Annotated in this window: 28 protein-coding genes and 1 pseudogene; 15 read left to right on the top strand and 14 right to left on the bottom strand. The window is 32.3% G+C overall.

Annotated features, from left to right (window positions below):
* Nucleotides 1-923, top strand: a pseudogene (locus AW729_RS11760) (virulence RhuM family protein).
* A gap of 46 nt (nucleotides 924-969) precedes the next feature.
* Nucleotides 970-1,446: a hypothetical protein gene (locus AW729_RS06475; RefSeq protein WP_112124344.1), complete on the top strand. Its 477-nt coding sequence runs from the start codon at nucleotides 970-972 to the stop codon at nucleotides 1,444-1,446.
* Between the two features lie 288 nt (nucleotides 1,447-1,734).
* Here AW729_RS06475 and AW729_RS06470 read toward each other — a convergent pair whose 3' ends face one another.
* On the bottom strand, nucleotides 1,735-1,998 hold the full coding sequence (locus AW729_RS06470; RefSeq protein WP_112124343.1) for a hypothetical protein: 264 nt from the start codon (nucleotides 1,996-1,998) through the stop codon (nucleotides 1,735-1,737).
* A gap of 1,086 nt (nucleotides 1,999-3,084) precedes the next feature.
* The gene (locus AW729_RS06465) at nucleotides 3,085-3,327 is read right to left on the bottom strand and encodes a DUF6609 family protein (protein ID WP_112124342.1); all 243 of its coding nucleotides are present in this window, start codon (nucleotides 3,325-3,327) and stop codon (nucleotides 3,085-3,087) included.
* Between the two features lie 264 nt (nucleotides 3,328-3,591).
* Here AW729_RS06465 and AW729_RS06460 point away from each other — a divergent pair, with 264 nt between their 5' ends.
* The 3 genes from AW729_RS06460 to AW729_RS06450 all read left to right on the top strand — a co-directional run bounded on the left by AW729_RS06460 (nucleotide 3,592) and on the right by AW729_RS06450 (nucleotide 6,250).
* Entirely contained in the window at nucleotides 3,592-4,047 is a 456-nt protein-coding gene (locus AW729_RS06460; RefSeq protein ID WP_162685826.1) for a hypothetical protein, read from the top strand.
* A gap of 168 nt (nucleotides 4,048-4,215) precedes the next feature.
* The gene (locus tag AW729_RS06455) at nucleotides 4,216-5,283 is read left to right on the top strand and encodes an NAD(P)-dependent alcohol dehydrogenase (RefSeq protein WP_112124340.1); all 1,068 of its coding nucleotides are present in this window, start codon (nucleotides 4,216-4,218) and stop codon (nucleotides 5,281-5,283) included.
* Between the two features lie 400 nt (nucleotides 5,284-5,683).
* A complete protein-coding gene (locus AW729_RS06450) occupies nucleotides 5,684-6,250 on the top strand; it encodes a GNAT family N-acetyltransferase (RefSeq protein ID WP_112124339.1) in 567 nt (188 codons plus the stop codon).
* A gap of 17 nt (nucleotides 6,251-6,267) precedes the next feature.
* Here AW729_RS06450 and dusB read toward each other — a convergent pair whose 3' ends face one another.
* Nucleotides 6,268-7,266 (bottom strand): tRNA dihydrouridine synthase DusB, encoded by a 999-nt coding sequence (gene dusB / locus AW729_RS06445; protein WP_112124338.1) that lies wholly within the window; start codon nucleotides 7,264-7,266, stop codon nucleotides 6,268-6,270.
* A gap of 319 nt (nucleotides 7,267-7,585) precedes the next feature.
* On the opposite strand from dusB, the gene AW729_RS11755 reads away from it, so the two are divergent.
* Together AW729_RS11755 and AW729_RS06435 are read left to right on the top strand one after the other, a co-directional pair.
* Nucleotides 7,586-7,705 (top strand): DUF3990 domain-containing protein, encoded by a 120-nt coding sequence (locus tag AW729_RS11755; RefSeq protein WP_112124337.1) that lies wholly within the window; start codon nucleotides 7,586-7,588, stop codon nucleotides 7,703-7,705.
* A 171-nt stretch (nucleotides 7,706-7,876) separates the two neighbouring features.
* Nucleotides 7,877-8,569, top strand: coding sequence for a hypothetical protein (locus AW729_RS06435; RefSeq protein WP_112124336.1), 693 nt, complete (start codon nucleotides 7,877-7,879; stop codon nucleotides 8,567-8,569).
* Nucleotides 8,570-8,767: 198 nt separating this feature from the next.
* Here the strand turns inward: AW729_RS06435 and dmpI are convergent, their stop codons facing one another.
* The 5 genes from dmpI to AW729_RS06415 form a co-directional block, all read right to left on the bottom strand.
* Nucleotides 8,768-8,962 (bottom strand): 4-oxalocrotonate tautomerase DmpI, encoded by a 195-nt coding sequence (gene dmpI, locus AW729_RS06430; RefSeq protein ID WP_112124335.1) that lies wholly within the window; start codon nucleotides 8,960-8,962, stop codon nucleotides 8,768-8,770.
* 51 nt (nucleotides 8,963-9,013) lie between these two features.
* Entirely contained in the window at nucleotides 9,014-9,910 is an 897-nt protein-coding gene (locus AW729_RS06425) for an exopolyphosphatase (protein WP_162685825.1), read from the bottom strand.
* 131 nt (nucleotides 9,911-10,041) lie between these two features.
* A complete protein-coding gene (locus AW729_RS11715; RefSeq protein WP_335645344.1) occupies nucleotides 10,042-10,155 on the bottom strand; it encodes a symporter small accessory protein in 114 nt (37 codons plus the stop codon).
* A complete protein-coding gene (locus AW729_RS06420; protein WP_112124333.1) occupies nucleotides 10,152-11,750 on the bottom strand; it encodes a sodium:solute symporter in 1,599 nt (532 codons plus the stop codon). The genes AW729_RS11715 and AW729_RS06420 overlap by 4 nt, the downstream gene beginning before the upstream one ends.
* A 264-nt stretch (nucleotides 11,751-12,014) precedes the next feature.
* Nucleotides 12,015-13,013 carry an AraC family transcriptional regulator gene (locus tag AW729_RS06415; protein WP_112124332.1) on the bottom strand — a complete coding sequence of 333 codons (999 nt, stop codon included), beginning with the start codon at nucleotides 13,011-13,013 and terminating at the stop codon, nucleotides 12,015-12,017.
* Nucleotides 13,014-13,460: 447 nt separating this feature from the next.
* On the opposite strand from AW729_RS06415, the gene AW729_RS06410 reads away from it, so the two are divergent.
* A complete protein-coding gene (locus AW729_RS06410; protein WP_112124331.1) occupies nucleotides 13,461-14,048 on the top strand; it encodes a HEAT repeat domain-containing protein in 588 nt (195 codons plus the stop codon).
* Between the two features lie 109 nt (nucleotides 14,049-14,157).
* On the opposite strand, the gene AW729_RS06405 is transcribed toward AW729_RS06410, so the two are convergent.
* A complete protein-coding gene (locus AW729_RS06405) occupies nucleotides 14,158-14,988 on the bottom strand; it encodes a carbon-nitrogen hydrolase family protein (protein WP_112124330.1) in 831 nt (276 codons plus the stop codon).
* A gap of 73 nt (nucleotides 14,989-15,061) precedes the next feature.
* Here AW729_RS06405 and AW729_RS06400 point away from each other — a divergent pair, with 73 nt between their 5' ends.
* Together AW729_RS06400 and AW729_RS06395 are read left to right on the top strand one after the other, a co-directional pair.
* Nucleotides 15,062-15,319, top strand: coding sequence for a ferredoxin (locus tag AW729_RS06400; protein ID WP_112124329.1), 258 nt, complete (start codon nucleotides 15,062-15,064; stop codon nucleotides 15,317-15,319).
* 8 nt (nucleotides 15,320-15,327) lie between these two features.
* Nucleotides 15,328-15,738, top strand: coding sequence for a hypothetical protein (locus AW729_RS06395; protein ID WP_112124328.1), 411 nt, complete (start codon nucleotides 15,328-15,330; stop codon nucleotides 15,736-15,738).
* Between the two features lie 7 nt (nucleotides 15,739-15,745).
* Here the strand turns inward: AW729_RS06395 and nucS are convergent, their stop codons facing one another.
* Complete coding sequence (gene nucS / locus AW729_RS06390; protein ID WP_236951202.1) at nucleotides 15,746-16,507, bottom strand: endonuclease NucS; 762 nt, start codon at nucleotides 16,505-16,507, stop codon at nucleotides 15,746-15,748.
* 185 nt (nucleotides 16,508-16,692) lie between these two features.
* Here nucS and AW729_RS06385 point away from each other — a divergent pair, with 185 nt between their 5' ends.
* Nucleotides 16,693-17,253, top strand: coding sequence for a hypothetical protein (locus AW729_RS06385; protein ID WP_112124327.1), 561 nt, complete (start codon nucleotides 16,693-16,695; stop codon nucleotides 17,251-17,253).
* Entirely contained in the window at nucleotides 17,243-18,460 is a 1,218-nt protein-coding gene (locus tag AW729_RS06380; protein ID WP_112124326.1) for a GMC family oxidoreductase N-terminal domain-containing protein, read from the top strand. Before AW729_RS06385 ends, AW729_RS06380 begins: the two co-directional genes overlap by 11 nt.
* A gap of 129 nt (nucleotides 18,461-18,589) precedes the next feature.
* Here AW729_RS06380 and thiI read toward each other — a convergent pair whose 3' ends face one another.
* On the bottom strand, nucleotides 18,590-19,741 hold the full coding sequence (thiI, locus tag AW729_RS06375) for a tRNA uracil 4-sulfurtransferase ThiI (protein ID WP_112124325.1): 1,152 nt from the start codon (nucleotides 19,739-19,741) through the stop codon (nucleotides 18,590-18,592).
* Nucleotides 19,742-19,750: 9 nt separating this feature from the next.
* Nucleotides 19,751-20,872, bottom strand: coding sequence for a VWA domain-containing protein (locus tag AW729_RS06370; protein ID WP_112124324.1), 1,122 nt, complete (start codon nucleotides 20,870-20,872; stop codon nucleotides 19,751-19,753).
* 162 nt (nucleotides 20,873-21,034) lie between these two features.
* Here AW729_RS06370 and cfbB point away from each other — a divergent pair, with 162 nt between their 5' ends.
* A complete protein-coding gene (cfbB, locus tag AW729_RS06365; protein ID WP_112124323.1) occupies nucleotides 21,035-22,396 on the top strand; it encodes a Ni-sirohydrochlorin a,c-diamide synthase in 1,362 nt (453 codons plus the stop codon).
* A 120-nt stretch (nucleotides 22,397-22,516) separates the two neighbouring features.
* Nucleotides 22,517-23,374 carry a F420-dependent methylenetetrahydromethanopterin dehydrogenase gene (locus AW729_RS06360; RefSeq protein ID WP_112124322.1) on the top strand — a complete coding sequence of 286 codons (858 nt, stop codon included), beginning with the start codon at nucleotides 22,517-22,519 and terminating at the stop codon, nucleotides 23,372-23,374.
* A 107-nt stretch (nucleotides 23,375-23,481) separates the two neighbouring features.
* On the opposite strand, the gene hisB is transcribed toward AW729_RS06360, so the two are convergent.
* Nucleotides 23,482-24,066, bottom strand: coding sequence for an imidazoleglycerol-phosphate dehydratase HisB (gene hisB, locus AW729_RS06355; protein ID WP_112124321.1), 585 nt, complete (start codon nucleotides 24,064-24,066; stop codon nucleotides 23,482-23,484).
* Between the two features lie 25 nt (nucleotides 24,067-24,091).
* A complete protein-coding gene (locus tag AW729_RS06350) occupies nucleotides 24,092-25,648 on the bottom strand; it encodes a flippase (RefSeq protein WP_112124320.1) in 1,557 nt (518 codons plus the stop codon).
* Between the two features lie 164 nt (nucleotides 25,649-25,812).
* On the opposite strand from AW729_RS06350, the gene AW729_RS06345 reads away from it, so the two are divergent.
* Entirely contained in the window at nucleotides 25,813-26,904 is a 1,092-nt protein-coding gene (locus AW729_RS06345; protein ID WP_112124319.1) for an oligosaccharide repeat unit polymerase family protein, read from the top strand.
* Nucleotides 26,905-26,910: the final 6 nt, after the last annotated feature.

The following is a 26,910-nucleotide window of genomic DNA, read 5'->3' as shown; positions in this document are numbered from 1 at the left end:
ATGTGGGCAACACAAAAAACGATTGCTGGCCTGTTTAAAGTGTCAAAACAGAATATTTCGTACCATTTGAAAGATATTTTTCTGATGGGTGAACTTGATGAAAATTCAGTTGTCAAAGAAATTTTGACAACTGCCCCAGATAATAAAAAATATACTACAAAATTTTATAATCTGGATGTAATAATTTCTGTAGGATACAGGATTAATTCTAAAAATGCTACACAATTTAGGATATGGGCAACTAAAACCTTAAAAGAGTATATTGTTAAAGGTTTTGTATTGGATGATGAGCTACTTAAAAATGGTACAAGATTCGGTAAGGATTACTTTGATGAGTTACTTGAAAAGATTAGGGATATTCGTACTAGTGAAAGAAGATTCTATCAGAAAATAACAGATATATTTGCTGAATGTAGTTATGATTATGCTCCAAATTCAGAAATAACTAAAAATTTTTATTCAAAGGTACAAAATAAACTGCATTTTGCCATAACTGTGATACAGCCGCTGAATTAATTGATAAACGTGTAAATCATGAAAAAGAATTCATGGGATTAACCTCTTGGAAGGATGGTCCAAAAGGTAAAATAAGAAAATCTGATGTAACAATTGCAAAGAATTATTTAACTCAAGAAGAATTGTCTGAATTAAATAGAATAGTTTCTATGTATTTGGATTATGCAGAAAATCAAGCAGCTAAACATAGGTTGATGTCCATGGAAGATTGGGCAGAACGTTTAGATTTGTTTTTAGAATTTAACGAATATGATGTTTTAACGCATAAAGGTAAAATTAGGATGGATTTAGCTAAACAAAAGGCTGTTCAAGAATATGAAAAATATAATCCTATACAGGATAAAATGTATAAATCCGATTTTGATTATTTCTTGGAAAAATTTGATGATAAATTTAAAAAAGAATGACATGGAGTTTGTTTAGATAATTATCAGGTATTATGGGGGCTAAAAAATGTCTAACGAATCTGAAATATTCTTAATAAATATGTTTAATTATTTTAAAGAGAATAACTCTACGGGAAGATATTTACATTATGAGCCTGAAAAAGAGTTTTCTGAAATATTGGCACCGTTAACTGATTTTCTCAATGAAATGGACTATGTTACTTATGATTCTAAAAAAGCTACAATCACTATGATAACTAAATTAGGTCAGGTATATGCTCTTAAAGATTTAATATCTTTTAATAATAATTATTCGGATGATATTTGTATTATTGGTGTGGGTAATGAAGTATCATCAGTTAATCATGATGCAGGTGGGGCGGTTATTGAATTTCAAGTAAACATACAGAAATATAAAGAAATTATAGATGAATATGGTTATGATCCTGACTTTGAAGATAATGATAAAGAAGTGGATGATGAATATATTGATAGGATTTTGTCTTTATTTAAATCAAATAAGATTAAAAAGGAGGATATTTAATTATATCTTACTTTTTTAATATTTTCTGTATGTACTTGTCTATCATCTATATCTATAAATTCTACAAATCTTTTTTCAGTATTTAGGTAGTAAACTATTCTGTAGTTTCCAACTCGATATCTTTTGCATTTAGGGCATTTTTTGCTTTTTAATTGTTTATTTGTTGAATCGAATGGATTTTTTGTTATTATATCTAAACTATCAATAATCTCTTTATAAGTTTTTTATCTGTTTTTGAGTATTTTGATAGTTTTTTTAAGAATAATTTTGTTGGTTTTTTAGAATATTTCATATTATGCCTTCAGATTCTAATCTTTCTAATTCTTCATCAATATTATCAAAATCTACTTCTATTATGTCACTATAATCTTCGTTTTCTATTTTTTCAATGCATCTATTGTAGTAATCTGCTTGATCATCTTCAAATTCTTCAGAATATGGTTCATTATGTTCCTTTATTAATTTGAAAATAATATCATTGTAAGTGTCTTTTTTGCTCCCTATTTCTGATAACATGTCATGTACTTCTTGTGTTACTTTTATTGTTTTCAATATATCCTTTCTCCTTTTTATTATTATTTACAGTTTATACTTTTTAACTTTATTTTTTCTATTATTTATACTTGGTATACTTATTCTATTATTTCTCCTTGTTTTTGATTTTTTCATTACTTTGTCATTTTGATGTTAGTTCATATATATGTAGTGGTTGATTTTTACTATTTTTGTCAGTTTTTGATTTTTTTCGATATTTTATAAAAAAAGAGTTTATTCCTTTTTGTCTTTCTGGCGGTTAGCATTTTTTTGTATTACTTTTTTAAGTAAAATCACTAAAAAAGTATTACTTTTTATCTTGTTTATTTCGTTATACATAGATATAACGAAGTAAAATTTCAAATTTTTCTATGGATCAAAAATTTCATTAAAATCAGGGGTCTTTTAGATTCATTTATCACCAATGACATATACACTAACAATTAAATAATTTGATTTTCAGAGGTACATTGCAAGTGTAACTACTTCTATTATATATTATTAATAATCATAATATAAAAATATATTCATTAATATGTGTATCCTATTTTCAAATACCTCCTCTTGAACTAACTTATATTAAAACAGAAAATATACTTTCTATAAATTTTATAATTAATACATTATTTATATCTATTGAATGTAATCATAGAAATTATAAATACTTTAAAACTCACACTTCCTGAATCATACAAGGTTGGTAGTTATAATTTAACTGCTGTGTTTATTGCTAGTTGTTATATCTGCATACTTATATATCATATATTATATAGTTAGTGGTTATGATAAGTTTGTGGATACTAAGACTTTGATTATTGCTTATTTTTTTGTGAATTTTTTTTAATCTATATTTTTCTCTTTTTTTTAGTTTATTGGAGCTGTGATAATTTCTATGTGAATTGTGCCTGTTTTAACTGTATCTTCTAAAAAAATAATGACATAAATTATGATATTGGGGGGATATTATTAATAAAAACATGCTAAATGACCATAAATGGATTGTTGCACATTTTAATATTAATATTCAGTTCATTAAAAATAGTCAATTCCAAATTTAACGAACTAAATATGAATAATTATTCTTGTATTATATGATAAATTCCATTAAAATACGGAATTGATGTCTATTTTATTATCATATGCATCGTATGCTGCGGCAAGTTTTACAATTAAACTTAATATTGATACAATGAAATTTCTTCCTGTAATCATGTAAAGGACAAAAAAGATTATTGAATAAATTACAAATACTGCGATCCATTTCATTCTTGCTTCAGGAGTTGTAATTGCTTGTCCTATACCTGGGAAAACAAATGAAATAATAGCTGCTACTATGCCGGGTTCCATATATTTCACCTCTTTAATTTTTATAAAATTTCCAATAATATATATTATAATCCTTTATCCTATTTAATTTTTTTGCTTATATCGTTTTGTTAACAATATGTGGTTTCTCTATTTTTCTAATCATTTTTTTTATTATTGTATTTTTAAGTTATATTTTAATTATTTATAAAATATTGATTTTTTTGGAGATAAATCTTGTTTCAATACCTGTTATATTATTTATATGATGAATATACAAAACATTATTTAGTAAGGAATGATATTATGTTGTTTGATGAAGCTAATAAACAGAAAGAATATGAATTGGATAATGTTCAAAATAAGATTAATAATTTACTTGTTGAATGTGAAGGAATGTATCGTTCTCTTTTAAAATATAATGATTTAATTACCTATGAGGAATTGTATGAGTTAACTGATGAAGATAAGGATAATTTTATTGGAATTAGGGATAGGGCTCATGAAATGGAACATAGTTTGTTACATTATAAAGAGGATTTAATTCGTCTTGTTGAGGGTGATGTTGAATGGTTTTTAACTGATGATGATTCTTTTGATGATGAAAATTATTATGATAAGTATTATGGTTCTAATGTATTTTTTAACTATTTTAATGTTGAAATTTGTCTTGCTTTGTTGTTTGATAAGTTGAAGCAGTTGGGTGTTCCCAGAATGCTTGTTTCTGATTTGCATGTTCATAATGGCGGGGGTTGTTGTTAATTTATTATTATCTTTTGATAAAATACTAATGATTAATCATTATAAATTAGCGATACATTTATATACTATCCTAATTATAATATATATTAGACTAAATATAATACAATTATCATCATATTAATTAAATATTGTACATATTTAGTTTTAAAAATAATCGAGATGAAAATTATGGCAAAATTTACAGGATTTGCAATGAAAAAACTTAATGAAGTTGGATGGGTAGAAAAAGAAAAACCAGAATGTGGTAGACGTGATGCAATAATCAAACCATTAGCATTATCTCCATGTACTTCTGACATACACACAGTATGGGAAGGAGCAATAGGAGATAGAAAAGATATGATTCTTGGGCATGAAGCAGTAGGAATTGTAGAAGAAGTAGGTGAAGATGTAAAAGATTTTAAAGTTGGGGATGAAGTAATCGTACCAGCAATCACACCTGATTGGGAAGATGAAGCAGCACAAAGAGGATTCCCTTCACAAACAACAGGAGCATTGGGTGGATGGAAATTTTCAAACTTCAAAGACGGAGTATTTGGAGAAGTATTCCACGTAAACTTGGCAGATGCAAACCTAGCAAAATTACCTGAAAATGTAAAACCGGAAACAGCAGTAATGCTATCAGATATGTTTTCAACAGGAATGATGGGATCAGAAAATGCAAACATAAAATTAGGATCAACAGTAGCAGTAATCGGAATAGGTCCTGTAGGACTATGTTCAGTAGCAGGAGCAAGAAACCTCGGAGCTGGAAGAATATTTGCTGTAGGAACAAGACCAAATTGTGTAAAAGTAGCAAAAGAATACGGTGCAACAGACATTGTCAACTATAAAGAAGGACCAATAGATGAACAAATATTGGAAGCAACAGATAATGAAGGGGTAGATGCAGTAATTATTGCCGGTGGAAACATGGAAACATGGAAACAAGCAGTAAAAATGGCAAAAGCAGGATCAGTAATATCAAATGTAAATTATCTAAGTGGAGCAGATATAGTACCATTACCACGTGAAGCATGGGGTTGTGGAATGGCAAATATCGACATAGCAACAGGTCTATGTCCTGGTGGAAGAGTAAGAATGGAACGTCTGGCAAGCCTAATCGAATACGGAAGAATAAATCCAGATTCCCTTATAACCCATAAATTCAAAGGATTCGATAAAGTAGAAGATGCTTTAATGTTAATGAAAGACAAACCAAAAGACTTAATTAAACCAGTCGTCTTATGTGATTAGACAATTAATCTATTATAATCTTAATAAAATCTATTCTATTAAGATTATCTCTTTTCTCTTATTTTTTTGGCAATGCATTTATGCACTAAAATTTTTATATATTCATTTATTCTTACTTATATGCCGTTAATGGGGTTCTATGGCTTATTTTAGTATTCTTTTAACACATAAATCTAACTTGTTTTCATAAAATGATATAAATTTCATTAAATCATCAATCTTATAGGATGTTTCCTGTTTCATGATCTGTTATTTACAATAAAACATATAATATGTGATTGTATTATATTTTTTTTTAAGAATATTTATATGATTTAATACAAATAATGGTATATACTATAATTTTATGATATAATATCATTAAATTACTTAATAACTTATTATTATTGGAGGTACTCATATGGCAAAAATCATGAATCATAAAGGAACTTTAATAATTAAAACAGGACGGTTGACCCTACGTCCATTTAAAAAAAGTGATGTGGAAGATGTTTATAACAATTATGGCGGCGATATCAACATTACCAAGTATATATCATGGGTGCCCTGTGATAGAATAGAAAAATGTGAAGATTTCATAAACTTTAATCTAAAAGAATATGAATCAAATCCAAAGTTTTACTCATGGGTCATAACATTGAATGATGTGCTAATCGGATCAATCGGAATATTTAATGTGAATGATAATAATAACTCTGGAGAATTAGGTTACAGCCTCGGTAGCAAATGGTGGGGCAATGGATTTATAACAGAAGCATGTGATGCCGTAATTGGGTATGCATTTAATGAGATTGGTTTTAACAGAATTTACGCATCATGTCATGAAGAGAATATTGGCTCAAAAAAGGTTATGGAAAAGGTATCAATGACCTATGAAGGATTATTAAGGGATGGACAAAGAAATTTGGATGGAACATACAGTAATCTACTGTTATATGCTATCCTAAAAAAGGATTGTGAAAACTAATCTCCCCTATCATTCTTTTATACTTTATTTTCTTCATATTCTTTCAGTGTTAAGAAATATTCTCCAAGCAAATAAAGTAACTCATCGACACTATTTGTTTTAAATATTTCCTGTTTTATCTTAACTGCACCATACAATCCCTTAACGTAATATGCCGCATGTTTTCTCATTTTTATAAGTGTTACTTCCTTTGTAGTATAATCACTAAGCAGTTGTGCATGTTTTTTAATAACTTCCATCCTCTTGTCATAACCTGTTGGCTCAGGCTTTTTGTCATTATCCAGGTAATCAACACATTCAGTTACAAGCCATGGATTTCCAAGAACGCCACGTCCAATCATCACGGCATCACAGCCGGTCTGGATTATCATATCCTTGGCATCATAACATGAGGTAACATCTCCATTTCCAATGACAGGTATGTCAACCGATTGCTTAACATCCCTTATAACAGACCAATCAGCTATACCCTCATATCTTTGTTGTTTTGTACGTGGATGAACACACACAGCTGATGCACCGGCCTCTTCCACAACACGTGCCATTTCAACAGCATTAATGCAGTATTCATTCCATCCGCTTCTTATTTTAACGGTAATTGGAATATCCACAGCATCTACAATTGAATTCACGATTTCATATGCTTTTTGAGGATTTTTAAGAAATGCACTTCCCGCCTTTCCATACTCAGCTACCTTCCGAACCGGACAACCCATATTGATATCGATGATATCGGCACAGGTATTTTCTTCAACATATTTGCCGGCTGTTATAAATGCTTCCTTATCTGACCCAAACAACTGCAACGCTACTGGTTTTTCATAATCAGCTATCTGTAACATTTCACGTGTTTTTTCATTCAATTGAATTACGGACTTTTCGGATATCATCTCTGTTTCAATCAGCCCACATCCCATGGATTTAATGATATGTCTAAATGCATAATCACATATGCCACTCATCGGGGCAAGAACTATCTGATTGTCTATTTTTACATTATCTATTTTCCATTTCATATCTTTCACGTCAACTTTAAAAGGGAAGTAATCTTGTTATTATTCTTTATATTGTTTTAGTTAATTATATTTATCTGTAAAAAGGGCAATAGTCTATATTTTAATTATTAAAGATTTTCAGTTTTTTTTCCACTTAGAAATGTCATCATAAATTGTGTTTATCCCAGAGGGGATTAATGGATTATTATGTTTGCAGAATAGTGGTGTCTATCTCATTTAGGTATAAATATGAATAAAATGGATATTATAATTTGCTGATATTGATTTCTCAAATCTTTTTTACTATTAAAAGGTAGGATATCTACAGGGGAGTTTATTTATGGAAATATATCATGAAAGTTCTGTTACAGTTAAAAAACCAGAAATTATAATTGGAAAATACAATTCGGATTTTTATCATGGTTTTTATTGCATATTTCTTGAAAAACAGGTGATTTGATGGGCAGCACATTGGGGGGATGGTTTTTTTATTAATGATTTTTTCTATTAAATAATTTTACTATTTTTTCTTAGTTTAATGGATTATGTGAGATTAATCTCATTGTTAATTATTTAAGTATCTAATTATATATAGTTAATTATATTATCGAAATTAGGGGAATGTGTACCGATGAATAACATAATTAAAAAGGCACTGGCAATAATCTTTATAATCTTGATGTTTTGTGTTGCACTGTTGGGTTATACCTATTTTACGGGTCATACGACCAGTGTTATTGCTCAAACTGATACTGGATATGTAACCAAAGAGGTGGATAATCTTTATGAATCTGATAAGACTATGGTTATTATTACGGGTATTCATCCAAGGGAGACTTTGGCGATAGATCCGGAGATAGAGTCGGCAAGACTATTTGCATTGCATAATCAGGTTAACATGATTATATATAATGTGACTGTTACAAAGGATCCCACCGATTATGCGAAAGGAAGAGCTAATGGTGAGAAATTGGTGGCAGATTATGTTGTACCCGATATAAAGACAACGAATGCCAAGGTGGTTATAATAAGTCATTCGCATATTCCAACATATGGTGAAGGTTATTATGTGGCAACACCTGAGATGGATGAAGCATCTGTAAAATTGGCAAATGATATCAAAAATGGTGGAATTGACTTTAATTATTATCCAAGAACCGGAAATGAAGAGTACAAAAGTACATCAGCGGTTCTTGTATCTAAACCGGTAGCACAGGCTGGTTATCCTACACTGGTATATGAGATTCCGGAGGATATTTTAAGTCAGGAATCCACACTAAGGACTCATGATTTATTGGCTAAGTGTTATGAATTGTTGTTCTAAGGGGGCATGATTTTGTTTTCATGATATCATTTCAAAATCAAATCCACTTTTTTTCATTCCTTTTTAAGAAATTAAGAGTATTATGTTTAGTTTAATGTAATGGGTAATAATATTATGGTAATAAAAAGAGTTAAGAAAATGCAATAAGTATTTTTTTAAAAAAAAGGTTGATGAAGCTATTACAGCTTCAAAAAGAGATTATTTGTTTAAACGTTCAGATAATTGTTCTCCTGCTACTCCAACATTGTCGGAATTTGTTTCTTCAATTATCACGGTTATTGTCTGTATTGGAAGTCCATAGGCTTCAGATACTATTTTTGATGTTTTTTCTATTATTTCCTTTTTTGCTTCTTTGGACACGTTTTCAGGTCCGGATATTGTTATTACAGGCATATCGAATCTCCTTTTTTTATATTTTTTTTGAATATTAATATATATGATTTTTTATTTATTTATAATATTGTAAATTATCCCATCCTGTAGTGTTACATTGCACACATATACTTTTTTAACATTGAATTTTAATGCAAGTGCCTTTACAATAAGAAGACTTGGAAGTATAGTGTGTATTCTCTCTGAGTCCACCTTCAACAGAGGGCTGAAGCATTCTTTTGTATTGTTAGACAGTTTTTCCAGCAGTATGTCTATTAGTTCGATGTCGATGGTATTTGTCGTGTCGGTTTTAATTTTCATGTGTTCTATCAGTTTTTTTATCGTTGAAAATGTTTTTCCTATACCATATATGTATTCCTTTTCATAACTTTCAATATTGAACGCTTTAATCTTCTCTGTTATGTCATTTATGATTATTTTTTGTTCTTCTTTGTTGGGATATAATAATGAAACATGTTCGTAGTATATTTTAAGTACTCCTGTTGGAATGCTTTCCTGCACTTCCACTTCCTTATTTTTAAATAGTGTTATTTCACTACTTCCTCCACCAATATCAAGCAAGATTCCATCATCACATGGTACTTTGACCATGTTAAGTGAATTGAAGCTATAATTTGCTTCTTCATGTCCGGTTAGTATTTGGATGTCTATGTCCAGTTCGTTTTTGACGATATTCAATACTTCCGGGGTATTTTCTATGTTTCTTAGGCTTGCGGTTGCAAAGTAGTATGATTTGTCTATATCCAGTTTTGATGAATATTCCTTAAATTGTCTTAAGGTTGATAGCAGTAAGTCTATACCTTCCCGGGTTAACTTATTGTCTTGGCGATATGATATTAAACCTACCCTTTCATCATTTTTTATTATTGGTTCTATTATTTTATCCTTGTATTCATATATTTTATATTTTATTATGCTTGAACCAATATCTATAATTGCATATTTCATTATTATCCTCATATATTAGCTTTACTGTTATATTTGTTTAATTTACTATATAAAATCTTAATTATTTTTGGTAATTTTGATTAAATAATATTTTTAATTATAAAAAAAGAAAATTTAGGGGAGGAGATGTATTATTCGTTATTCCAATTTAATGCACCATAAGCTATACATATTAATGTAATGATTATGCAGCCAAGGTAACCACCGATAATCCATGGATCAGATAAACCTAATACTTCAATCATGCTGATTCACCATCCTTAGCCTTAAACATAGCATCAATCTCTTCTTCCTCTTCTTTAGTGTTATGTGTAAGAAGTGTAACCACTATGGTGATTATAAATGACAGTGGAAGTGCTATTACCATCGGATCAACATATGGCCATGGCATTGATGTAAACAGCACGGCCTGACCGGTCAACATCTTACATAAACCAATACCTGCCGCTTCCTTTTGATGGGTAAATAGCAGACAGAATAGGCTGATTATTGTTCCACCTACAATACCTGCAATTGCACCCTGTTTGGTTGTACGCTTCCAGAACAATGCACATACATATACTGGTAAAAATGCTGCTGCACATATACCGAAGAAGATTGTAGTTCCTTGAGCAACTACCCCTGCCGGTAGTATAAATGCCAATATCACTGCAATTATGATTCCAACAAGGATACCGATACGGTTTAAACGTAGACTTCCTCTTTCATCTTTTCTTGTTGCAGAGAATACATCATGTCCCATAGCAGATCCCTGTGCATGGAATTGGGTACTGAGAGTACTCATCGCTGCACATAGTAGCGTTAATGTGAATATGTATGTAAACCATTGTGGCATGGATGATGAGATAAATGTCGGTATGATTTTATCCACATTTCCTCCGGCTGCTTGAATGGCAATTTGACCTGTCGTCTGATAGAAGTATACATTGGAAAGGGAACCTACCACGTATGCGGAGAATGTTGCTACAAATATGAATACTCCACCAACAAGCACTGCTCTATTTAATTCTCTGTTACTGCTTACTGTCATGAATCTGACTGCCAGTTGAGGTTGGGCTATAGCTCCTACCCCTACACCGAGAATAATTGACGTTACAAGGTTCCACCAGAATACGCTTCCGACTTTAGGAAATGTCGTCCAACCCGTTGCTCCTGTGGCTTTGGCACTTGCCGGAAATAGCGGTGCCATATTGCTTAATGCCGTGTGTGCATTTGTCACTCCGCCTAACATCCAGTATATACTTATAAGCAGTACAAGCATTCCAAAGAACATTATTATTCCTTGAACTGCATCAGTATACATTACACCTTTTAAACCACCAAATATTACGTAGAATCCTATAATTACTGCGAGTATTATGATTGCTAACTGGAATTCCACGCTTAACGTTGTTTCTAAAAATCTTGCAGCTCCTATCAATACACTAGCTGCATATACTGGCATTGCACAAAAGACTAACAATCCACTAAAGTATTGTATGAATTTACTGTTAAATCTTTTTGATAAGAATTCCGGGAATGTCATTGCATTCAGGTATTTTCCTATTGCCCTTGTTGGTTTTCCAAAGAATATGAATGCTAGGAATATTCCAACTGCAATATTTAAGAATACCAGCCATAGGATACCCATACCATTTGTACCTGCAAGTCCGCCAAATCCTACAATAGCCGCGGTACTTATGAATGTTGCACCGTAACTTAATGCCATAATGTATGGATTTGTTTCACGACCGGCAACCAAGTAATCTTCGTTGCTTGTGGTACGTTTCCAGGCGATATATCCTACCAGAACCATCATTGCAATGTAAATAAGTATTATTATTGCTAATAAATAATTCATGTTATCTCCTATTTTTATTTTTCTAATTTTATTATTTTTAATGATACTATTTTTGTTTAAACTCCTTTATTATCTTATTGTAAATATTTCAATTACTATTTAAACTTTACTTTAAGTCTTTTGTATTTATTTTAAAAAAAATATTTTTTATTAAACATTTATATAATTTTACATGATTTGTTGTACATATTCTATTTTTATCAGTTAAATATTTGATTATTGTTAGAATATTAGTTAAATCTTTAAAAAATAGTTAAAGGGTGGTTATTTCTTTTTTTTACGATAACTGGAAGGTAAAACTCCCATTTCCTTTTTAAAAGCTTTTGTAAATTTACTGCTACTTTTGTATCCTATCATATTGGCTATTTTGGATATGGGATAATCAGTATTTTTAATTAACTCTTTGGCCCTTAAAAATTTATATTCCCTATACCATGTGTACAACGGTTTACCGTACATGTCTCTAAAACAATTCTTCAGGGTTGTTAGATTGATACCATAACTGTTGGACAACACTTCCAATGAGATATAACTGGCAATATCCCTTGACAGGTGATTTTTAATCTTTCTAACAACACGTATCTGTGCGTCGGTATATGTTTTATAGTCGTTTTTAATCTCACCGATATTCAATTCATATAAATAAGTAATTATCTCAATAATCTTTATCTGGTAGTAGACTTTTTGTGAAATCTCATCTTTGAAAGTATGTTTTTTCAAGTCTTCAAGGATTTCTTTAATATGATTTTCTGATTTAAATATGATATTTTCTTCTTTTTTACTTAACAAGAATAGTTTGTTTATTAATTTGTAATATTCTATAGTGTATGTTTCTTTATGCTTGTAAATCTCGCTTTCTATGATTACTATATGTATAAAGCTTGTTTTTCCATAAAAACTGTATAATGAATTTTCTGTTGGTTTTGTATGAATAAATATGTCATTTTCTTTTATTGGGATATATTTATTCTCATCTACACCTATTTGTGCTTGTCCACTGACCATGTAATTAAATACAGATAACTCTTCAGTATTTTTTAATTTAAAAACTGGATCTTTATTTGTATATCGTTGTATGAAGTCACACATGTTGAAATATGCTATAATTCCGGGTAATAATTCATATTCCATCATATGGAATTTAAATTTGGCTGGAACGTTTATACAAACATGTTTAACACCTTTTTCATCATAATAACAGTTAGTATAAGGAGAATATTGTTTTAGGACATTCCTTTCTATTTTATATTTATCATCATTCATTAAACTACTCTCCTCATATTTATGATTAATACATTAAGCTATGTATATTATTAATTATGTATTGGATTATTATAAAGTTTGTTATTATCATTAAAAATAGGGTATTGAAAAAGGATATTTGTCGCATAAGTATATCCTTTTCAAATAATTAGTTATCTAATTTGCATTTCATTAAGTAATATTCTCAACCGACAGTTAATAATATTACCTTGTTTTTCTTTTTATCTATATAAACAAAAATTCTATTTTTGTTAATAGTATATATTCATTTCTAAGAATATATATTTTATCATTATTTATCATCCCATGTTCAAAAAATCCTACTGATTATATTGGGAGCTAGGCCATCTTCTTAAATTAAGGATAAATATTTAAAAAACAATTAAATAGTATTTCCTTAAAATATATAATTAATGCCTAAGAAAATAATTAATTGGAGTTAGTTATATGAGCGATTTTGATACATTAAAAGAAAATTTGAATGATGACGATTATGAAGTTAGAAAACAAACGTGTATTGAATTAGAACAATACCCTGATGAAGCGATAGATTTATTGATAGAAACATTTTCTGATGAAAATCCTCATGTCAGGTTTCAAGCAGCCAAATCATTAGCCAATATAGGTGCTGATTCTATTAAACCATTAATAGCCGCATTAAACACTGACAACCCTCAAATACAAAAATACGTAATATTATCATTAAAGGATATTGGGGACGATACCGTTGCAACAGAGTTAATCGATGCATTAAAATCAGATGACTTTGCTATAAGGAAATTTTCAGCCAAAGCATTGGGTGAAATGGAAGTTGCCGATGCTGTGGATCCGTTAATCGAATTATTGACTGATGAGGATTGGGGAGTTAGAACATCAGCTACAAAAGCGTTAGGGGATATCAAAGATAAAAAAGCAATAGACCCAATCAAAAAAGCAAGACGAGCAGCAACAGGGGATAAGGAATTCAAAAAAGTAGCAAATAAGGCACTTAAAAAAATAGATCCTAAACCTAAAAAGAAAAAAGCTAAAAAATAACTGTTTAACATACTATTTAAAACGATAAGGATATTTAATTATCGATATTTTCTTTTTAATTTTTTTATTGAATAAACTGGTAAATCACCCTCCTTTTTTTAGCACTGAGTTATTTTTTAACATATTTTGTCTGATAAATGTCATCTCTCTTATTTTTCAATATTGGAATCTGCTCTCGTACCGATGTTATCAAATCCGGATTTAAATCAGAATAAATTATTTCCTCACTACTTTTGGCATTTGCCAGTATATTTCCCCATGGATCAACAATCATTGAATGACCCCATGCAACATAATACGGATTATCAAGTTGACTGGGACTTGTAGCAACAACAAAGAACTGATTGTCGATTGCACGTGCCCTTAAAAGTGTTTCCCAGTGAAGGGGGCCGGTTGTCTTATTGAATGCTCCTGGAAGCAGTACTATGTCCGTCTCGTTCTCATTCATCAATGTCCACATCTGATTGAATCGAACATCATAACATATTGCCAGGGATATTCTACCGAGATGGGTCTTTACGGTTGTAATATTATCCCCCGCAGACAGGGTATCCGATTCAGTAAACTTCATCGTATCGCAGTCAATATCAAACAGGTGCATCTTTCTATGTTTTGCTATTATCTCACCATCAGGACTGATTAGATAAGCCGTATTGTATATCTTGTCATCGTCAACTTCTGCAATTGAACCACATTGCAGATATATCTCCTCTTTGCCGGCCACTTGGCACATGGCATCCAATGTAGGGCTGGCCTCTTCATCTTCGGCATTCTCGATGAATTTGTTATTATCATAAGGAGTGTTAAACATTTCGGGTAGAGTTATGATATCTGCATTGTTACTGGAGGCTCTCTTTATTAATTCGATGGCATGATGGATATTTCTATTTTTGTCATCGACAACATCCATCTGACAACTTGCAATTTTAAATTCTTTCATGAATATCCCTTCAATATTTATTGTATAATTATTTATTTATGTTCAAAGTATATAACTATATATAGGTGTTATAATGTATGAAGTAGAAATTGATAGAACAAACTGTAAAGGATGTGGGGCATGTACAAAGACAAGTCAATTATTATACTTGGACGATGATAACGTTATTGCAATGCAGGGAGCATTCATGGATGATGAAAGTGTTGAAGGTGTAGTAAAAACATTATATGAGATAGAAACTCCTGCAAGCATATGTCCAAACGATTGCTTTACAGTATACGATTATGATACGACAGAAGAAATAGAAATAGAAAGACGTGCATTGATATAGGTGATAAAATGTTGGATTTATTTCCCGAAGAAAACAAAACATGGAAACTATTTGTTTCATATCCTGTAGATAGCCAGGATTACAATACATTTATGGAAAGACTGTCCACTGCAACGGAAGCATTTAAATGGGTGGATATAACAGATACCGGCGATAATTTTTCAGAGAAGATAGCCGACTGTGACGCATTGATAGTACTTTCAGGTCTATGGGATAGCAATAAGGATAAGATAAGTGAGCATATCAATTATGCCCAGACATTTGATAAGGCCATAATAATAATCCGGCCATATGGTGCTGAAGAAATACCTCTTGACTTGCAGGAAGTGGCAACAAAAGTGGTGGGATGGAACACCGCATGTATTGTTGATGCAATATTGATAGCGATAAATGGGGAAGATTATGAATTTTTAATGTAATTTTTTGTTAGAAGAATGAATCTAATGTGGATGCTTTTTGTTTTAATAAATCCAATGGCGGATTCATCTCAATAAATTCCATTTCTAATTTCTCAAGCTCTTCAAGTGCATTATCAGTAATACTTGGTGCTACAATAACTCCCCTTACAAACTCCTTATTATCTAAAAAACAATCAATATATCCCTTTAACTGTTTAACAGCATTAGTACCGGCCTTTCTACTTTTAAATTCAAGGATTACCAGATGACCTTCACTATCCTTACCCATCAAATCTATAAATCCATTCTCTGTCTGATATTCACGTCTTGTCGGTCTGAAACCCTTTTCAATAAGTTCCGGTTTTTCCCAGGCCAAATCAACCATATGTTTTTCATAACCCCTTATTTCAAGGTTTTTAGTATCAACACAATTATAGTATGTAACGCTATATGTTTCATCTATGTAGACTATTATTTCCTCGGTAGGCTTTGTTTTTTTACTTGTTAATATTACCATGTCATCTTCCAGTTTGACTTTGTTTTTACACCCCGCGGCCTGCCAATTAACCGGATCTAAATTTAATTCCTGATGAATTATAAAGGTTCCGTCTTTTTTAATAACAACCAATCGGTCTCCAACATCAAGTTTACTCCTGGCACGTCCATTATATTCAACATGACATTTAACAAGCAATATAATCATTGATTTTTTGTCCAAGCCTTCCCTTATGAGTTCATAACTCTCCTTGGAACTTGGATTTTCCAGCGTCTTAAATTTAATTTTACACAATCCTCCTAGTTATTATATTGTTGTTAATTACTAAAATTTTTTGTCACAAAAAACAAATATTTTTCATCGGAGTTAAGAATACATTAAACTATTAGTTACAAAAGTATTTAAATAATTCTTTATTAATAATATATATAGAATAAAAGTTTATATCAATTTATATTAGATATTAAGGAAGTTCAGATATGTCTTTAATTGATTTTTTAAAGAAATTTTCAATAATAATCTTTGTAATACTGGCATTAATATTATCAAGGAGTGGATTTGGTTATCTGTTAATTTTAGTGCTAATAGGATTGATTGTCTCATACATCAACAGAAGAAAACGTGAAGCAATAATTACGGGAGTACTCTATGCATTAATTGGTTACATATTAAGCTATCCAACAGGATTAATCCTGAAAGATTACATGCCCACATATACCATCCCCGTACAGACAAGCACCACTACCATGATAATGGACTTGTTGCTGGGAGCATTAATTCCTATGTGTGTAGCAATAATAGTCTGTGGAGTCACTGCCATAATCGGATCCAACATTGCAAAATATGTCCATGAAAGAAGTACGGATACAAAAGAACCTGAAGATAATACATATCAGGTCGTATTCACGGATGAAGAGAATCAAACGCGTGATTATGTAGAAGTGGATGATAAAGGGGAATTATTGAACTATACTCCGATTCATAAGGCTAAGATGAGAAAAGAAAAACAAAAAGAAGAGGAAGAATGGGATGAAGACTGATGTATTAATTGTAGGTGCTGGAACAGGAGGATTAAGCGTAGCAAGAGAGTTATCAAAAAATCCAAATGTCGACATCACAATCGTAGAAAAAGGAGTCTTGTCTGATGCATCAGAAGCATACAAGTATTATGATGTATGGGACAAAAATGAAATGGAACTGATAAAGACAGATGTTGTAGGCGGTTCATCGTTAGTCATTGCAGGTAATCTTGTTCCATCATTGGTTGATGAACTAAAGGAATATGACATTGACATAACCGGTCAGCTCGAACAATTAAAAGAAGAGTTACACATACAAACAATGCCTAAAACACATGAGGGAAAAATAACCAAATTATTAAAGGAAGCATCAACTAAATTGGGATTGGATATGCAGGACATGCCTAAGGCAATTGACCCGTCAAAGTGTAAACAATGTGGTAAATGTGCATGGGGCTGTCCTCATGGAGCAAAATGGAGCAGCTTATCTGATTTGGAAGTAGCACAGGAAAATGGCGTAAAGCTCATTACACAGGAAGCTGCAACAGCTTTAATAGTTGAAGACAACAAAGTCAAGGGAATTAAAACAGACAAGGCTACCCAATACTTTGCCGATATCGTAATATTGGCGGCGGGTGGTATGATGACACCTAAACTATTACGAACAGCAGGCATTAAGGCGGGTGAAACATTTGCAGTAGATCCCTTCATAACAGTTGGAGGATACCTGAAGGATGCCGGACAGGACAATGAAATACAAATGAATAAGTTCATCAAATTGCCTCATATAGTTATATCTCCACATACCAGTCAATTTTTATTGGCAAAAATACAGGAGACACACCCAGATGCTACGGTTGATGACATAATAAGTCTGATGATTAAAATACCGGATAAAGTCAATGGACACGTCTATCTAAATCAGGTAGAAAAGACAATAGACTTTGAAGATGCAGCATACCTTGCAAGGGGGGCTGCAATAGCAGGTAACATTCTCGTAACCGCGGGAGCCGATATTGAAAGCATATCCTCCACACACGTTAGGGGTGCACACTTGATATCATCAGCCAGAATTGGCGATATTGTGGACAAAAACCTGAAAACAGAATTCGATAACCTTTATGTTGCCGATGGATCGGTTCTGCCGGAAGCTCCGGGATTACCTCCAATATATACAATACTGGCATTATCCAGAAGATTAGGCCAATATCTGGCAGATAGGTTATAGCTATTTTCTCTTTTTTTTAAATCTTTTTTTTTTACTCGTGAGTACTGATTGCCTTTTTTTTTAATAGTGCTTTATTGACCATCCTTCCAAATATTTTCTAATAAAAAAATTTTCAATAAAAAAAGTAAATTATGAATCTAATCTGACTATAGATTCGCTGATTTTTTCCAGACATTCCATCTGATTAATGTCCTCTACGATATCTTTAACCAATTTCAAGTCTGCATGTGTTTCAGGATGCTTAGGTACTGCTTTACATCCGCCATCAGGTATGATTGATGTTTCATACGTGTTGATTCTTTTAGCAATTTCCTCTATCTCAAGTTTATCCAGGGATATTAATGGACTGAATATCGGCATTCTACAATGATAGCGTGTAGCTTCAAGGTTGGTTAATGTCTGGGATGCAACCTGTCCTATGCTGCTACCATCAACTATTGCATTTGCATGTTCCTTTTTGGCCAAAAGTGCAGCCGACTGATACATTCCACTCTTGCAGAGTACACATGTCATACGTGGTGGAGCTTCATTCAACACTTTTTCAAGATATTTTCCAAATTTAATCGAATACACCTTTATCGGATTTCCAATGGAGTATCTTCTGAGATTATCCGCATTCTTAAGAACCTTATCAACAGAACCCTCACTGTATGGATGATTATCACAGTGAAGTAATATTACCTGACAGCCACGTTTTAACATTTGATATGCTGCTACCGGGGAATCAATACCTGAAGAGATTAGACAGACAACCTTTCCCTGGCTACCTACAGGTAAACCACCCAATCCCCTGATTTTTTCATGATATATATATGTTTTGTCATCACGTACCTCCACATATAATGTGAAATCCGGTTGTGATAGGTTAACAGTAGCATCACATACTTTTATCACTACACCTCCACAGTAGGCGGCTATTTCCTGACTTGTATAGTTATGATTTCCAACCCGTCTGCATCTAACGGCAAAAGTATCCTTTTCGGGATTGAACTTGTCCTCCTTAATAATTTTTCTCATAGTATTCTCTATAAGGCTGGTTATATCATCTTTATTTGTATTGGTCTCAAGTATGGGGCTATATGATACTATACCGAATGTTCGGGATAAAATATCATTGACCTTACAGTCTTCTTCATCAGTTATTAATGTTAATCTTCCTTGATTGTTGTCAAAGGTACAATCTAATTCTGATTGGATGTTTTTAATTAGATTGTTTTCAAATTTACGTCTTATTTTAGGGCTTTTAGTACCTATTTCTCCATATCTTACAAAATATTTCATTTCATTCACCTATAGGTTTGTTATTAATGTTGCAAGGTTTTCTAAGTTTTTAATTTCATACATTTGTGCTCCGGCTTCAATATAGTCTTTAACGCAACTTGTGGGTGTGTCCCATTTTATTTTAGGTTCTGGGTTGAATATCATTACCCTGTTGCTTTGCTTTACAATCTCTTTCAATAGCTTTGCACTTTCTAATTCACCATTTTCTCGTTTTCCATTCCAGTCACGACAATCGCTTAATATTATCACAATACTTCTATGGTTTAGGTTAGCTTCATCTATAAATTCTTTAAATGAATTTGCCATATCTGATTTGCCATGAATCATTCCCTTTTTCATCCTTCTTGAATAGATATCCTGATAGGATTCATAGTATGACTCCAGCTTTAAGGCATCAGTTGTTTCTAGGATTGAATTGTCAAATTCGTAACAGTTAATCTTGTCAAATGATTTTTGACATCCATATAATATTGTGAAAAACCAGTTATTTATCCAGTCGCATGATCCGCTCACATCACTTAAGAATATGTGTTTGTTCTTATGGATATGTGGCTTTGCATGTTCCAGCTTGATTAGTTTCCCACCATTTTTAAGGTTTTTTCGGATGGTTCTCGGCATGTCAATGTTGTTGGAGTGCATTCTTTTTCTACGAATACTTCTTCTTGTTCTTATTTTTTCACTTAATTTACGGCATAAGTCAAGTATACGTTCATCAAATGTATTAATATTGCTGATGTCGGTCTTCAATAAATCTTTTTCATGTACTTTAATTTCTGTTAATTCATTCAAGTCAAATTCGGGAGGCATCATTGATTCTATTGCAGATTCTGATTGTTGCGTATCTGGCAGTCCCATAATATCTTCAGGTTGCACTGCAGGGTCTTCTCTTATGGATCTGAGAGGATTTTTGCTTTCGATTTGGAATATTTCATCAAATATTTCATCAAACCTTTTTTCATCATATGGCTCTTTGACATATACACTCTTCAGGGCGGTTTTCATCTTTGAGATTTCAGTTTCGTTTTTAAATAAATCCCATACCTGATATGCCGTCTGAGTACTTCTAATACTGACATTTACTCCCGACTCTCTTAATTGATGTGAAAGAGCAACTATTCTTTCATTAAGCATATGATTTATTCCTCCAATTTAACTTATACTATTATCTTTATATGTGATGTTATTTTATTATTGGTATTGTAGAAATTTATAGGTAAATCTATATTCTATGATATTAAAATATATTAACATATATAATTAATTTCTAATTTTTAGAATCAACGGGTTATTTCCATGAAGAGAATATTATTATCAGGAACAGGCAGTGGTGTAGGTAAAACAACTATTTCTACAGGTATCATGAAGGCATTATCTGATGAACATAAAATTCAATCATTTAAGGTTGGGCCGGACTATATAGATCCGTCCTATCATAATTGTGCAACGGGTATAGCTTCCCGTAATTTGGATTCCTTTTTCATGTCTGATGGACAGATTCGATGTTCATTCAGGAATGCTATGCAAACATCAAAAGCGGATTACGCTATAATTGAAGGTGTAAGGGGATTATATGAAGGTATAAGTCCAATTACGGATGTTGGAAGTTCGGCATCTATAGCAAAAGCATTAAATGCACCTGTTGTATTGATAATTAATAGTAAAAGTTTGGTTAGAAGTGCTGCTGCAATGACTCTGGGCTTTAAAGCATTGGATTCTAAAATAAACATACAGGGTGTAATATTAAACAACGTCAAAAGTCAAAGGCATTATCTTAAAACCAAGGAATCCGTGGAAAAATTATCAAATACCACGGTGATTGGTGGAATCATAAGGGACCCTTCCATAACAATGGAACAAAGACACTTGGGATTAATACCTGCAGTTGAAGAGGAAAGAATCAAGGGATTAATAGAAAAGTGGGGACAACTTGTTAAGGATAATCTGGATTTGGACATGTTGATTGAGATAATGGACAACTCTGAGGATATACCGGATGATTATGAAAACATATGGGCTACAGAAAGAACAAGACAAAAGACAAAAATAGCAGTACCATTTGATGAGGCATTCAATTTTTACTATCATGAAAACTTGGAGGCACTGGAGCATAACAATGCAGAAATAATCTATTTCAGTCCAATACATGATGAAGAACTTCCAGATGTCGATGCATTATATATCGGTGGAGGATATCCTGAAATATACAATAAACAGTTAAGTGATAATAAAGGCATGTTAAAATCCATAAAGGAATTTTCAGATAATAACAATCCAATATATGCTGAATGCGGAGGTTTGATGTATTTAACAAAATCGATTGACAACAGGCAGATGGTGGGAGTATATCCATATGAATCCACATTAACAAAGAAAGTTCAGGGATTAAGTTATACCATAGCTAAGGTGGTGCGGGACAATCCTATTCAAAAAGTCGGATCAACCTATCACGGACATGAATTTCATTACTCCAAGGTAGACTATACCGGCAAGAACGTAAATGACTTCGCATTCCAAATGCAAAGGGGTGTGGGAATAAACGGTACACATGATGGATTGCTGTATAAAAATACTGTGGCAAGTTATATTCATACACACACGGCGTGTTTGCCGGACTTCGCATATAACTTCACACGAAAGGCATATGAAAATGATTAACGGGTTATTATGGTGGATTGACGGGACATTTTTAGGAGTAACGATTGAATTGCAAGACAAATTGGCTAGTGTGCCGATTCTTTGACTGTTGAATGATAAATAATGTATATTGGTGATTAGATGATTAAAGTAGGTGTAGTAAAGGTAGGTAATATAGGTATATCAACAATCATAGATTTGATATTGGATGAAAGGGCTGACAGGGATGATTTTCATATAAGAACTATCAGTACTGGTTCTAAAATGGGACAAAATGAGGTAAATGATATAATTCGCAGGGTTAAAAATATTGACGTCGATTTATTGGTATTTATAAGTCCTAATCCTGGGGCAAGACAAATTAAACATGCAATTGAAGAGATTACAAAACTTAATCTTCCCCTCGTAATTATAGGGGATAAGCCGGGTGAAAGGGCAATTCCATTTATGAAGGAACATCATCTTGGTTATATCCTGATTCGTGCAGATGCTATGATAGGTGCAAGAAGGGAATTTTTGGATTCAACCGAAATGGCATTGTTCAATTCATACGTATTGAATGTATTGTCAATAACTGGTGTCATCCGATTGATACACGAGGAAATCGATAAGGTATTGTATTCGGTTAAGGATGATGCTCCTATAGAATTTCCAGAGATAATAGTCACGGCTCAAAAGGCAGTCAGCTATGCAAGATTTAACAATCCTTATGCCGAGGCCAAGGCCATGGCTGCATATCAAATAGCAACACAGGTTTCTGAAATGGATGTAACCGCTTGTTTCAGGGTTAATGATCCTGAAGAATATATTCCATTGGTTGTAGCTGCTCATGAAATGATGAAGGCCGCTTCAATATTGGCAGAAGAGGCAAGGGAACTTGAAAAAAGCAATGATACTGTTACCAGAACACCCCATAAACGTGATGGTTCAATTGTATTCAAGAGCAAATTGCTGCATAACTATGAAACTGAAGAGACTTTTGACTATCATGAGGATTAAATTACCAATTACCTCTTTTTTACTTTAATCTTCTTTTTTTTTAAATGGGGGATGTGACTTTTAATTAAATCTAAAAAAATAGTTAAAAAACAATAGCATCAATGCTATTATAATTTTCCTTTCGTGCTTAATAATTGGTCATGTGTTATCTTTGTCGCATCATTTAATGCACGGGCAAATGCTTTAAATATGGCTTCACAAATATGATGGTCATTTTCTCCCTTGGCAGTTATATGAATGTTTATCCTACATGAGTTTGCAAAGGATTCAAAGAAGTGTTTGATGTTCTGAGAATTAACATCTCCTATTAGTTGGTATTCAAAGTCGGCATCAAAAACCGTATAGCTTCGACCGCTTATGTCTACTGCAACATGGCTTATGGCCTCATCCATCGGAACAACACCGTAACCCATACGTTCAATACCTACCTTATCACCAAGAGCTTCTTTAAAGCATTCTCCAAGAAGTATTCCAATATCCTCAACGCTATGATGATCATCAACTTCAATATCGCCCTTGCATGTAACCTCCAAGTCAAAAAAACCATGCTTTGCAAAAGAGCTAAGCATATGGTCTAAAAACTTAAGTCCCGTGTCTATATTGCTGTTTCCATTACCGTCTATATTTAGGGTTATGTTAATGTCCGTTTCATTAGTTTTTCTGGTTAATGTTATTTTTCTATCATCATTCATAAGATAACAATCCTGCACAATTATTTTATTCTATTTTATATATTAAATTTTTATTTTCTATATATTTAACTATTTTTTCATTATATCTATTCATGAACGGTATTTTATTCAGGAAGCTCATGAAGAAGTTAAGGTCCCTTTTGGTCATAATCTTCAATTCAAGGATTAATATTAAATATACCACTGCACCTATAACAAATCCTAAGATACATCCGATAATGCTTTTAGGAATCAATATGCATACCAATGCCAGTATGATATTGGCGAGAATTATACGTAATATATTTTTCCATGGAATGTGTATGTCCGTTTTTTTAACAACTATGAATAATATTATAATCATAAGTATCGCGGTAGTAATGGTCGTACCAATACCCGCTCCCAGTATACCATAAACCTTTACAAAGTAGTAATTGTTGATGAGGTTAATTACCGTACCGACCAAGAGTATGTACATTGGTATTCTTGGATTGTCAATTCCCTGCAGTATGCTGCTGCAAATCATATATATCGTATAGAAGCTCATTCCAATAACAAGAATACTTAAAACTCCTGAACTAGGGGCATAAGTGCTTCCGAATAATATAATCATTATAGGTAGACTGAATATGCTGATAAGTACACATAATGGAAGAACCGTCAATATGCTGTATCTTAAACAGTCAACAACATACTCCTGCAGAAGTGCATTGTCCTTTAGAGCATATGCCTCACTGGCTGCAGGAAGCAGTACGGTTGATATTGACAATGATATTACAAGAGGTATCCTTGATATGGGGTCGGCCGCATTGTAAAAACCCACATCTGTAGACAGCATCAACGCACCTATAACGAAGGTTCCAATATCATATATTGCCATTTCTGATAGTGCAGTAACGGCTACGGGAACAGCAAATTTAATGAGAGTCCATAATAATTTCACCTCATCCCTGAATGATATTTTAAGAGGGGTTGCATCTGCAAGCAGGGGACTGATATATCTTTTATATAAAAACACTGCCGTAATGGCCGATACAACAAAACCAAATGCAGTACCTAAAACGGCACCCATGGCATATAAACCTACGGATATAAATAAGCATGCAAATACTATTGTAGATATCTGTTCGGCTAGTCTATTGTACACGGTATACTCGTTTTTATAAAATCCCTGAAATGCCCCACGCATGGCTCCAACCACTACACTAAATGGTGTTATAAGGCTAACAGCTCTCAGTGGCCATACGACTGCTGGTTTGTGAAATATGACATTTGCTATGAAATCTGATGAAAATAACAGGACAATACTAAGGAGTATGGCCATCATTATCATGAATTTCGTAGCGGTAACGATAACCTGTCTGGTTAACTGCTTTTCATCCTTGGCATTGTATTCGGCAACATACTTGGATATTGCCGGTGGAAGGCCTCCTGCAGACAATATCTGGAATATTCCCTGGAAGGGCAATGTTAATCCGTATAATCCGTATCCTTCAGGTCCCAACATCCTACTTACCAATAAACGGTTTATATATCCGCCTACACGGAATAACAAATTGCCTATTATTAGGATAAAACTGTTTTTTAAAATTTTATTTGACATATCTTTTCACCTTGTACGTTAAGGTATTGGTCAATATTAATTAATCTCTTTAATATTTTGTTAATATTTTTTGTTTTTAAATATTAAAAAACTCTTTATACTACTTTAATTATATATATAATTATATTAAATAAATTTACTACTTATTTCTCATAGTGGTTAATATGAATATAAAAAAATTAGATATTTTTAATCCGTTAATATTGGTAATTCTTGTATTGGTATATTTACTGTTTTCTTTTATAGGATTTGAATTTCATTTAAAAGAGTTGGTGGGCATACATAATTATACATTGGTCGTAATATTTTTGGGATTAATCACTTATATGATTGGTATTTTTGCAAGTAAATACCTGTTGGCTAAGTATGAATTTGAGATAAACGAGTCTAAACTTGAAAAAATAACTTCAGAGAAAGTACTGGTTAGCATAGTGTTGTTGGGAATTCTATTTCAAGTAATTAACATGATTTATTTGGGTGGTATTCCATTATTCAGCGGATATTTAAAGGCTAAAGCCGTAACCAGAATTTGGCTAGCTTCATATCTGTTGTTTTTACCTTCAATAAATCTATTGCTGGCTAAATATGATGATAAAAAGTATTATGTCCTTTTTATCATTGGCTTGTTGCTGTTTGCATTGACAGGTTACAGAACAACTGCAATGGCCATAGTATTGAGTGTTTTCATAACCGTTTACTATACAAAAGACCTTCCATGGAAGTATATAATACTGTCCATTGTGTCAATATTTATCCTGTTGATGGTGGTGGGATATGTAGCGGTAAAATCCATTGAATGGCAGACCTGGACATTAAATCCATTGGAATTGATATTTTACAGGGCAGGTTATACTTTACAGGTATTGGATCATGCGGTATTTATGCAACACAGTACTAACGGACAGTTATTATACAATACTTTGACGGGATTTTTCAAATCAACAGATCCACGGGTTATAGTGGGATCAACCACATTAGGTTATGCTCATTCAACCACATCAACCATATTCGGACCAGCCTTGCTTGATTTTGGATTATGGGCAATGCTGATTCAAATGTTCATATTGGGTTTGATATTGAAATTGTTTCATGACATTCAAATGGAATATAAAGGTATATTTATAGGTTTATATGCAATGTTGCTTGCACATACGATTATATGGATTGAAACGGGTCCTACAGATTTGGTAATAACTTTATTTTTCTTATTGTCACTGATATTGGTTGCATATAGTATGCATATAAAAAATAAATAAGGGGTG

This window comes from Methanosphaera sp. BMS, assembly GCF_003268005.1.
In the GTDB taxonomy this organism is placed as follows: Archaea; Methanobacteriota; Methanobacteria; order Methanobacteriales; family Methanobacteriaceae; genus Methanosphaera.
The sequence above is the reverse complement of the archived record's forward strand: the minus strand, read 5'-3'. Positions and strand labels throughout refer to the sequence as shown.

What these genes read in the sequence shown, in the direction of transcription:
- AW729_RS06420 (WP_112124333.1), bottom strand. Translation starts at nt 11,750, where the DNA reads ATGAATTATTTATTAGCAATAATAATACTTATTTACATTGCAATGATG.
- AW729_RS06455 (WP_112124340.1), top strand. Translation starts at nt 4,216, where the DNA reads ATGGCAAAATTTACAGGATTTGCAATGAAAAAACTTAATGAAGTTGGA.
- AW729_RS06395 (WP_112124328.1), top strand. Translation starts at nt 15,328, where the DNA reads ATGTTGGATTTATTTCCCGAAGAAAACAAAACATGGAAACTATTTGTT.
- AW729_RS06360 (WP_112124322.1), top strand. Translation starts at nt 22,517, where the DNA reads ATGATTAAAGTAGGTGTAGTAAAGGTAGGTAATATAGGTATATCAACA.
- AW729_RS06380 (WP_112124326.1), top strand. Translation starts at nt 17,243, where the DNA reads ATGAAGACTGATGTATTAATTGTAGGTGCTGGAACAGGAGGATTAAGC.
- dmpI (WP_112124335.1), bottom strand. Translation starts at nt 8,962, where the DNA reads ATGCCTGTAATAACAATATCCGGACCTGAAAACGTGTCCAAAGAAGCA.
- AW729_RS06385 (WP_112124327.1), top strand. Translation starts at nt 16,693, where the DNA reads ATGTCTTTAATTGATTTTTTAAAGAAATTTTCAATAATAATCTTTGTA.
- AW729_RS11755 (WP_112124337.1), top strand. Translation starts at nt 7,586, where the DNA reads ATGGAAATATATCATGAAAGTTCTGTTACAGTTAAAAAACCAGAAATT.
- thiI (WP_112124325.1), bottom strand. Translation starts at nt 19,741, where the DNA reads ATGAAATATTTTGTAAGATATGGAGAAATAGGTACTAAAAGCCCTAAA.
- AW729_RS11715 (WP_335645344.1), bottom strand. Translation starts at nt 10,155, where the DNA reads ATGATTGAAGTATTAGGTTTATCTGATCCATGGATTATCGGTGGTTAC.
- AW729_RS06405 (WP_112124330.1), bottom strand. Translation starts at nt 14,988, where the DNA reads ATGAAAGAATTTAAAATTGCAAGTTGTCAGATGGATGTTGTCGATGAC.
- AW729_RS06435 (WP_112124336.1), top strand. Translation starts at nt 7,877, where the DNA reads ATGAATAACATAATTAAAAAGGCACTGGCAATAATCTTTATAATCTTG.
- AW729_RS06415 (WP_112124332.1), bottom strand. Translation starts at nt 13,013, where the DNA reads ATGAATGATGATAAATATAAAATAGAAAGGAATGTCCTAAAACAATAT.
- cfbB (WP_112124323.1), top strand. Translation starts at nt 21,035, where the DNA reads ATGAAGAGAATATTATTATCAGGAACAGGCAGTGGTGTAGGTAAAACA.
- AW729_RS06350 (WP_112124320.1), bottom strand. Translation starts at nt 25,648, where the DNA reads ATGTCAAATAAAATTTTAAAAAACAGTTTTATCCTAATAATAGGCAAT.
- AW729_RS06475 (WP_112124344.1), top strand. Translation starts at nt 970, where the DNA reads ATGTCTAACGAATCTGAAATATTCTTAATAAATATGTTTAATTATTTT.
- AW729_RS06370 (WP_112124324.1), bottom strand. Translation starts at nt 20,872, where the DNA reads ATGCTTAATGAAAGAATAGTTGCTCTTTCACATCAATTAAGAGAGTCG.
- hisB (WP_112124321.1), bottom strand. Translation starts at nt 24,066, where the DNA reads ATGAATGATGATAGAAAAATAACATTAACCAGAAAAACTAATGAAACG.
- AW729_RS06450 (WP_112124339.1), top strand. Translation starts at nt 5,684, where the DNA reads ATGGCAAAAATCATGAATCATAAAGGAACTTTAATAATTAAAACAGGA.
- AW729_RS06460 (WP_162685826.1), top strand. Translation starts at nt 3,592, where the DNA reads ATGTTGTTTGATGAAGCTAATAAACAGAAAGAATATGAATTGGATAAT.
- AW729_RS06410 (WP_112124331.1), top strand. Translation starts at nt 13,461, where the DNA reads ATGAGCGATTTTGATACATTAAAAGAAAATTTGAATGATGACGATTAT.
- dusB (WP_112124338.1), bottom strand. Translation starts at nt 7,266, where the DNA reads ATGAAATGGAAAATAGATAATGTAAAAATAGACAATCAGATAGTTCTT.
- AW729_RS06345 (WP_112124319.1), top strand. Translation starts at nt 25,813, where the DNA reads ATGAATATAAAAAAATTAGATATTTTTAATCCGTTAATATTGGTAATT.
- AW729_RS06425 (WP_162685825.1), bottom strand. Translation starts at nt 9,910, where the DNA reads ATGAAATATGCAATTATAGATATTGGTTCAAGCATAATAAAATATAAA.
- AW729_RS06400 (WP_112124329.1), top strand. Translation starts at nt 15,062, where the DNA reads ATGTATGAAGTAGAAATTGATAGAACAAACTGTAAAGGATGTGGGGCA.
- AW729_RS06465 (WP_112124342.1), bottom strand. Translation starts at nt 3,327, where the DNA reads ATGGAACCCGGCATAGTAGCAGCTATTATTTCATTTGTTTTCCCAGGT.